We start from the raw sequence: 6,539 nt of genomic DNA on the forward strand, positions 1-6,539 counted from the left end.
TGAGCCGGTTAGTGTGTGGTTGTGGTGGCTCTGAACCGCAAAATAGACTGCGACCGCAGATGCGGGCTAAGCCACGTCTCAACAAGTGAGACCGCGACCCCGATAACGAAGTTGATCGTCAGGTAGATGACGCCGGCTACGAGAAACACCTCCACAGGCCGGAACGTAGCAGAGATGATCTGCTTCGCGAGGCCGGTAACTTCAACGATTGTTATGGTCGAAGCGAGTGACGTCGCCTTGATCATCAGCATGATCTCGTTGCCGTAGGCCGGAAGCGCTAGGCGCATCGCAATCGGGAAGACGATCCGCCTGAACTGGAGGAACCCTGACATGCCTACAGACCGCGCAGCTTCGATCTGGCCAACAGGCACAGCATCAATTCCGCCTCGATGATCTCGCTCGTATAGGCTGCCGTATTCAGCGTGAGTGCAAGGATCGCACAGAACCATGCATCTCGGAAGAACGTCCAGAGACCGACGTACTCGAGGGAGTCTCGGAACTGGCCCGAGCCGTAGTAGATGAGGAACATCTGCACCAGGAGAGGGGTAGATCGAACGATATAGACGTATCCGTAGGCGAGGTTCGACAGGACAGCGTTTCGGGAGAGCCGAGCCAGCGCAATCGGCACCGATAGCAGAAAGCCCAGCAGCAACGACGAAGAGGCCAGGATCAATGTCTTCGGTACGGCGGCAAGGAGTCTCGGAAGCGAATCCAGAATGAGTTGGAAGTCCATGTTATCGTCCCTTCACGCCGCGATTTGCCCACTTCTCGGCCCTCAGGAACCCCCGGTTGGACAAGGAAGAAAGTAGCAAGAAGCAGATGAAGGCAGCGAGATAGAATGTGAACGGTTCATGTGTGGAACCGGCACCGCTCGACGCGGCACGCATGATCTCTACCAGGCCGATGACGGAGATCAGTGACGTATCTTTCAACGTGTACTGCCAGATGTTTCCAAGCCCGGGCAGAGCATACCGAGCCGCCTGCGGGATCAGAACCCGGCGCAAGCGCAGGAAGCGTCCCATGCCAACGGCCTTCGCTGCCTCGAGCTGCCCCTTCGGAATAGCGAGCACGGCAGCACGAATGACTTCGGTGCAGTATGCTCCGGCACTCACTCCAATACACATGACGCCGACAATGAAGACGGGCGGCTCGACATAGCCCTGGAAACCGAACAGCCCATTGGCGACGTAGCGGATAAGCGAGCCACCTCCAAAAAAAACCAGGAAGATGATCAGCAGTTCCGGAACGCCGCGCACGACAGTCGTATAGACGTCGCTCAACAAGCGGAGCGGCCAATGTCGTGAAAGCTTCGCGGCGGCAAAACCCGAGCCGAGAACGATGCCCATCAGAAACGCCGACGTCGCCACGACAATTGTCATGAGCGCGCCGAGCGCCATTTCGTCGCCCCAACCAGCGTCACCCCAACTGAGCAGCGCAATACTCATCGGAAGACTCTTTCGTTCATAAGGGTCGGGATAGGAGTGCCGGTCCAAGCCGGCACTCCATCAGCGCGTGGTCAGTGCTTCGGCGTGCCGTCGAACTCGAACCACTTGGTGGAAAGCTCCTTGACGGTGCCGTCGGCGATTGCGTCCGCGATCGCCTTGTTGAACTTCACCTTTAGGGCTTCGTCCTCCTTACGAACGCCGATCCCGACGCCCTTTCCGAATGGCCCGCCAGTCATGTTCGGACCGAAGATCGCGAGATCCTTGCCCTCCGATGTCTTGGTCAGCGGAAGGAGACGCGCCATTGTGGAGAGGCTGAGGTCGATACGTCCCGAATTGAGGTCCAGAACCATGTTGTCGGCCGTGTCATATGTCGACACTTCGACGGTCGGGAGGAACTTGCGTACGAATGCCTCCGACGTTGTGCTCACTTGTACGCCGACCTTTTTCCCCTGGAGGGTGGCAGCGAGTTGGTCGAGAACAGCGTGCTCGTCGGGACTTACGTCGTCCAACGTCAGAGTGTCCATGGAGGTCTTGAGCTTGATCAGCGGGCTCGACTTCGGCGCAATGAAGCGAACGGGGGTTTGCAGGTAGGGTCCGGCGAACGCGATTACCTTTTCGCGCTCATCATTGATGTCCATGCCCCCCATGATCGCGTCGAATTTCCCAGCAGTGAGGGAGGGAATAATGCCGTCCCAAGCTGTGTCGATGACCGTGCATTCGACGCTGATGCGCTTGCAGAGATCCTTGCCGAGATCAATGTCGAAACCGACAATTTTACCGGCGGCATCCTTGTACTCGTAGGGTGCGTAGGCAGCCTCAGTCGCAATCGTGATGCTCTTCTTGTCCTGTGCATGCGCTTGCCCGGCCAGAGCGATGGTACTGCTGGCCATCAGCAAGAATACGCTTTTCCTAACCCAATTCATCCGTTCTCCTCCTGTTACTTGGTGTTGACGTGACCGTAGTCGAGCCCACTGCGGTCACGCCCCGCAGCCTCCAGGGAGCCCTCGACACAGTCTCGAGAACGGGGGCAAACTGATATTTCAGATGGGGCGCCGGGCAGCATCCGGATGCGCTGGCGCGACTGCCGTCATCTTCGACGATCTTCCTGTGCGCGACCGGTGAAGCGACTGATGAACTGATCGAAGCGTGGATCGCAACCACCGGCAAAAAGCGCCTCGGCTTCGCCCTGCACCCGAATCTGACCCTGATCGAGAAAGACTATCTTGCTGGAAACGTCCCGCGCGAAGGCCATTTCGTGCGTCACGATCAGCATTGTGCGGCCCTCAGCCGCTAGGTCGCCCATGACCTTCAACACTTCGCCGACCAATTCAGGGTCCAGCGACGAAGTCGGTTCGTCGAAGAGCAGGACGCGTGGCTTCATAACGAGTGCGCGTGCAATGGCTGCACGCTGCTGCTGTCCACCCGAAAGCTGCGAAGGAAAGTAGTTTGCGCGTTCATGCAGACCGACACGCGCCAGTGCCGCCTCCGCCTCAGCTTTCACTTCGGCCCGATTTCGACGCTGGACGTAGATGGGTCCTTCCATCAGGTTCTGCAGCACCGTCTTGTGGCTCCACAGACAGAAGTCCTGAAAGACCATTGCGACCTTAGTGCGCAGTTGGTCAACTTGCTTGGGGTCGACGATTTGCAAATGGTCGCCACGGGGTCGAAGTCGAACCTCTTCGCCGAAGGCGGTTATGCGTCCTCCTGAGGGGAGTTCCAGCAGATTCAAGCACCGCAGGAATGTCGACTTTCCCGAACCCGAAGCTCCTAGGATTGAGATGACCTCGCCTTCGCGCGCTTCGAAGTCGATGCCCTTTAGGACCTCGAGTCGACCGAACCGTTTGACGAGGCCGCTCGTGGAGATGGCCGGAGCCGGATCGCCACTATTGCGCCCTGCGTAGCTGCCTATTGCGTTGAGAGTTGTCGACGACGTCATCGGCGTTACCCTGCGTCGCAAAAACCGCAAACGTACGACGGGATGCAGCACATTCGAGAATGGCCGACCCGCTTTGTCGACGCTATCGCTATCAGGAAAAACAGCCTTGAACAGGCGCCCCCCGGAGGCCGCGACTAACGCTGAGTTGGCGGCGGGTACGACTTCGCCGCACCCTTTGGGCTCATCGCCCATGAGTTGGAAAGATTTGATCAAGATAACCTCTATTCCCGAGCATCCCCCTGATGCACGGTTAATCGCCATTAGCCGTCGTTCTCTTTGAAAGGCGCGATGTCCCTTGGAAACGACCGTCTTCCTGAGCGACGCCATAGACTTTTCCACGTCGCTTCCCTAATCTCAAATGCCAAATCAGACGACATTCATGTCTAAACATTATGGAACGCGTATGAATTTACGGCAGGTGGAAGCTTTTAGAGCCGTTATGCTGACCGGAACGATGACCGCCGCGTCGGAACTTCTGTCTATCACCCAGCCCGCCGTGAGTCGGCTGATCCGGGATTTCGAGCACTCAACTAAGCTGCTGCTGTTCGAGCGGCGGGGGAACCAAATCACCCCAACGCTCGAGGCCGCTACGCTTATGCAGGAGGTAGAGCGCTCGTTCATCGGCATGAACAGGATTGCGACCGTCGCCGATGACATCAATCGCCAGGCGGCCGGCACGCTACGAGTCGCCGCGATGCCGGCCCTTGGCAGCGGGATTCTTCCGCGCTTTCTTGCCAAGTTTCTCCATGACAAACCTAAGGTTCATGCAGCACTCATTGCTATCCCATCATCCATGGTGATCGAGTCGGTCGCCTTGGGACAAGCTGATGTTGGGTATGCCGATGGGCCTCTGGATCGTCCGGGATTTCGTATCGAGACCCGACAGTTTGCAGCTGTCGTTGCGATACCAATCGGTCATCGCTTGGCAGCAAGGGAAAGGATTACCCCACAGGACCTCATTGGCGAGCGCATGATCAGTCTCGATCCTGGAAGCATCTTTGCCATGCGCGTGGAGGTCGCCCTTGCTGGAATCCTCCGAGCGCCCGTTATCGAGACACGCCTGTCCTACACGGCGCTCACGCTCGTCAGCGAAGGCGCCGGTGCAGCGATCGTAGACCCAACTTCGGCCTATCAATTCGTGGGCAGAGGAGTTGAGATTAGACCTTTTAGCGTGTTTGTGGACGCCGGCTTTCTGGTTATCCGCCGCGCCAATGTGAGGCAGTCCGCCATCGTGCAGCGGTTCGTCAAAGAGTTCTGGGCTTATCACGACGAGGTCGTCCCGAACTCCCAATAGGCCGTATTCACACAGGGAACTCGCTCAACTCGCAGCTACTGCGCGAACGCCCGCGAGCCGACGGCGACACGGAGCAATGGCGATGGGGGTACAAGGCCACGAATAGGATCGACACGCAGCCGTGCCAGCCATCAAAACGGTGCAAATGAAGCGACCGTGGCGAGCAAAGCCGATGCAAAGCGACAGACGGATGATTGCTCAGCCGCCTTTTGGAGGTGCGGCCGGTCTTTCGGCATGCGAATCCAGGTTGCTCTCTTTCCAACGCACGACAAGCAGCTTCTCCACGCCTTAAGGCCGAGCAGGCTCCAGTTGGCGGCGCGCCTTTCAGGCTCACAAAACAGAGTAAATTCGAGCGTTATGTCCAAGGCCCGCCGGGCAGCCACCTGCGCTCGAAGCCCTCGCCTGCAGCGGATGCCTGGAGCGGCGGGAGAACGAACCCGGCAATGCCAACGATCACGGCCGAGAAATTCGGCGGCTGCAAGAGCAGCGGTTCCCTTCCCGCAAATGCCGACCATTGCCGCGCCTTCCCGATGTCCTCGGCAAACGAAGCGCTCAGTCCAACTGGTGTGTCCCTCGGCAGCGGCGTGTGACGACGTTCAAAGGTCGCTCGAATTGCCTGCGTCAGCGATTGGCCCTCGAACGCGAACAGCCGAGATAGCGCTAGCAGATCATAAAAGTCCTTCATGCGACTGTTCGCTTGGCCAAGCGCAACGATCGCCTGAAGCTTCTCGGCAATCACTGTCTCTTTCGGATAGGCTCTCAGTCGAGGACCTTCCGCAGACAGAAGCGGCGGAAACTCCAGTTCCTGCGCTGCCGGTGTAACGGCGTCGCCAAAGCCAATGTCGACCTGCACCGGAATTCGTGTTCGCCCGAGAAACGCTGTCGTCTTCACCCTGACCCCACCATATTGCTGGGCTTCACGGATTGGCTCGACGGTCAGGCCATCGAATACCAGTCCGTCATCTTCGGCCTCGATCCGGCAGATCGCTTCGAGTACGGCCCGGATCGCCGTTGCCGCAGGATCGCCGAACCCGAGAAGGTCGAGGTCCTGCGTGGGTCGAAACGGATCGTCGAGCCAGGCCGCGAACAGCATCGCGCCCTTCAGGATGAACTGGTCGCGATGCGGCGAGATGCTAAGCCGATAAAGCAGCCTCTCGATGGCGTATCGTCTCAGGATGAGCTGATAGTTCGTCTGCTTCTCTCGAGCGATGTTGCGCAGGCGAGCGAGAACGGATGCGGGAAGGTTGGCCGGCCTATCCTTCATCGGCAACCGTGCTTTCGAGATAGGGGCGCACGACGCTCCAGATGCGCAGCGCCTGCGCATATCGGGCAATGTCGTCGGGCTTGGCCTTTCTGGACCGCCAGCCCATGCGCAGCGCTTCCATTGCAACGTCGAGGCCGACGGTGTTGCGGAAGCGGAAGCAGTCGACGATCGATTTGGCCGGATCGAAGATCCGGACAGGCACTGAATCGATAATGTGAGTGTTGACGCCAAGCCTGAGCGCCTTTTCGCCGAAGCGGGCAACACGGATCGGCGGATGGTCGATCGTCGGCTTGCGATCCTTCGAACCGATTGCGATCCAGACAGTCCGAGGCAGCTGCAGCGTGATTTCATGAAACTGAAGCGCCGATACGAGGCAGATCACGCCTTTGGGGACACGCGTTGCGATCTCGGCCAAGGAATGCGCGATGTCGACCTCCGCGCCTGCAATCTCGTAGAGCCCGCGCAAGGGGCGTTGGAGGACGCCCTCGTCGACCAGGCGTGCAAGCGTGGCCGGATTGATTCCTCGGCGTTTCAGGTCCGACAGGCGCATGATACCCTGGCGTTCGATCAGCTGCACCGGCGCCTTCGCTGACGAGCGTG

At 58.8% G+C, this 6,539-nt stretch carries 8 protein-coding genes; 1 reads left to right on the top strand and 7 read right to left on the bottom strand.

The window, feature by feature from the left end; all coding sequences use genetic code 11:
- Positions 1-8: 8 nt before the first annotated feature.
- The 5 genes from FJ956_RS31095 to FJ956_RS02360 all read right to left on the bottom strand — a co-directional run bounded on the left by FJ956_RS31095 (position 9) and on the right by FJ956_RS02360 (position 3,381).
- On the bottom strand, positions 9-332 hold the full coding sequence (locus FJ956_RS31095) for an ABC transporter permease subunit (RefSeq protein WP_348642438.1): 324 nt from the start codon (positions 330-332) through the stop codon (positions 9-11).
- A gap of 2 nt (positions 333-334) precedes the next feature.
- On the bottom strand, positions 335-733 hold the full coding sequence (locus FJ956_RS31100; protein WP_348642439.1) for an ABC transporter permease subunit: 399 nt from the start codon (positions 731-733) through the stop codon (positions 335-337).
- A gap of 1 nt (position 734) precedes the next feature.
- A complete protein-coding gene (locus tag FJ956_RS02350; protein WP_140676566.1) occupies positions 735-1,445 on the bottom strand; it encodes an ABC transporter permease in 711 nt (236 codons plus the stop codon).
- 71 nt (positions 1,446-1,516) lie between these two features.
- Positions 1,517-2,335, bottom strand: coding sequence for a lysine/arginine/ornithine ABC transporter substrate-binding protein (locus tag FJ956_RS02355; protein ID WP_246672053.1), 819 nt, complete (start codon positions 2,333-2,335; stop codon positions 1,517-1,519).
- Positions 2,336-2,532: 197 nt separating this feature from the next.
- Positions 2,533-3,381: an ATP-binding cassette domain-containing protein gene (locus tag FJ956_RS02360; RefSeq protein WP_140676632.1), complete on the bottom strand. Its 849-nt coding sequence runs from the start codon at positions 3,379-3,381 to the stop codon at positions 2,533-2,535.
- A 379-nt stretch (positions 3,382-3,760) separates the two neighbouring features.
- Between FJ956_RS02360 and FJ956_RS02365 the strand changes: the two genes are divergently transcribed.
- Positions 3,761-4,675 carry a LysR substrate-binding domain-containing protein gene (locus FJ956_RS02365; RefSeq protein WP_281405605.1) on the top strand — a complete coding sequence of 305 codons (915 nt, stop codon included), beginning with the start codon at positions 3,761-3,763 and terminating at the stop codon, positions 4,673-4,675.
- Positions 4,676-5,030: 355 nt separating this feature from the next.
- Here FJ956_RS02365 and FJ956_RS02370 read toward each other — a convergent pair whose 3' ends face one another.
- Both FJ956_RS02370 and FJ956_RS02375 read right to left on the bottom strand, forming a co-directional pair.
- Entirely contained in the window at positions 5,031-5,939 is a 909-nt protein-coding gene (locus tag FJ956_RS02370; protein WP_140676638.1) for a nucleotidyl transferase AbiEii/AbiGii toxin family protein, read from the bottom strand.
- Positions 5,929-6,516 carry a type IV toxin-antitoxin system AbiEi family antitoxin domain-containing protein gene (locus FJ956_RS02375; protein ID WP_181181040.1) on the bottom strand — a complete coding sequence of 196 codons (588 nt, stop codon included), beginning with the start codon at positions 6,514-6,516 and terminating at the stop codon, positions 5,929-5,931. The genes FJ956_RS02370 and FJ956_RS02375 overlap by 11 nt, the downstream gene beginning before the upstream one ends.
- Positions 6,517-6,539: the final 23 nt, after the last annotated feature.

The organism is Mesorhizobium sp. B2-4-3 (genome assembly GCF_006442815.1).
Classification (GTDB): Bacteria; Pseudomonadota; Alphaproteobacteria; order Rhizobiales; family Rhizobiaceae; genus Mesorhizobium.

What these genes read in the sequence shown, in the direction of transcription:
- FJ956_RS31095 (WP_348642438.1), bottom strand. Translation starts at nt 332, where the DNA reads ATGTCAGGGTTCCTCCAGTTCAGGCGGATCGTCTTCCCGATTGCGATG.
- FJ956_RS31100 (WP_348642439.1), bottom strand. Translation starts at nt 733, where the DNA reads ATGGACTTCCAACTCATTCTGGATTCGCTTCCGAGACTCCTTGCCGCC.
- FJ956_RS02350 (WP_140676566.1), bottom strand. Translation starts at nt 1,445, where the DNA reads ATGAGTATTGCGCTGCTCAGTTGGGGTGACGCTGGTTGGGGCGACGAA.
- FJ956_RS02355 (WP_246672053.1), bottom strand. Translation starts at nt 2,335, where the DNA reads ATGGCCAGCAGTACCATCGCTCTGGCCGGGCAAGCGCATGCACAGGAC.
- FJ956_RS02360 (WP_140676632.1), bottom strand. Translation starts at nt 3,381, where the DNA reads ATGACGTCGTCGACAACTCTCAACGCAATAGGCAGCTACGCAGGGCGC.
- FJ956_RS02365 (WP_281405605.1), top strand. Translation starts at nt 3,761, where the DNA reads ATGTCTAAACATTATGGAACGCGTATGAATTTACGGCAGGTGGAAGCT.
- FJ956_RS02370 (WP_140676638.1), bottom strand. Translation starts at nt 5,939, where the DNA reads ATGAAGGATAGGCCGGCCAACCTTCCCGCATCCGTTCTCGCTCGCCTG.